The sequence below is a fragment of the Oleiphilus sp. HI0066 genome (genome assembly GCF_001635725.1).
Map to the genome: position 1 here is coordinate 1 of NZ_LWFH01000343.1, position 1,083 is coordinate 1,083.

The 1,083-nt window shown below is 44.5% G+C and carries 1 pseudogene; it reads left to right on the forward strand.

The annotated features are described in order from the left end of the window. A pseudogene (locus tag A3738_RS04930) lies at nucleotides 1–661 on the forward strand (GPI inositol-deacylase); the annotation flags it as partial. Nucleotides 662–1,083: the final 422 nt, after the last annotated feature.

Genomic DNA, 1,083 nt, shown 5'->3' on the forward strand with positions numbered 1-1,083 from the left:
TTTGCGCTACAACAGTGGCAAACACATATCGCAAAACGGTCGGGAGCTAGCGCAGTGTTTAGAGAAACTGCTAGAAAATTGGCCTGTAGATGTTGAGGAAATTAGTTTGGTAACGCATAGCATGGGTGGTCTTGTGGCACGCAGTGCATGCCATTACGGTGCTCAAAGTAAATGGATTTCGAAGATGTGTAAGGTTGTTTTCTTGGGTACACCTCATCATGGTGCGCCTCTAGAACGCAAAAGCAATTGGCTCGAAACACTCTGGAGTGTCATTCCCTATTCGGCTGCATTGGCGCGCTTGGGGATGGCTCGAAGTTCGGGTATCACTGACTTGCGTTATGGCATTATCGTGGATGAGGACTGGCAGTGCTTTGATCGATTTAAACGCCGTCAAGGGCCAGAACATATCATTCCCTTACCGAGGGACGTAAAGTGTTATGCCGCTGCAAGCACGATTGGCCTTGATCGAGGAGATCTCCAAGACAAACTGCTAGGTGACGGACTAGTACCTGTTTCGAGCGCTCTGGGTGAGCACACGAAACAGGAAATGTCATTAAACATTGCTAGAGAGAATCAATCGATTACATACGCCATGAATCACTTTGACTTGTTATACCGTCCTGAAATACACGAGCAAGTACTTCAATGGTTAGCCGAATAAAGTCCTAGCCAAGAAGTCTGCCTGAATCACTGAGTGATTGAACGAGGTCGCTTTAGATTGCCNTTTTCAACCGAACATAAGATGACTGGAAACTATTGGTTTCGGCTTAGATGTTGACCAAAAAGATCGAGTTGTAATGCTTAGAAATCTCTACTTGTGAATGCTACTTGCTAGACAAAAGCGGAAGTCGCATCAGTATGTTTGCAGTCTGAGCTTACGTCAGGTCGTCTTTAAATAGCGGACCTAGAATATCAAGATATTCATACTTAATTGAATTCCTCCTTAGGCGGTCTTGTGCTGCTCAATTAACGACAACCTAAGAATAACGAAGCTTAAAATTAGCGCGGCTGAACTTTTAACTCGAACGCCAGCTTTCGCTAAATGATACGAACATTTATATGGGATACACACTGTTCTTAAAC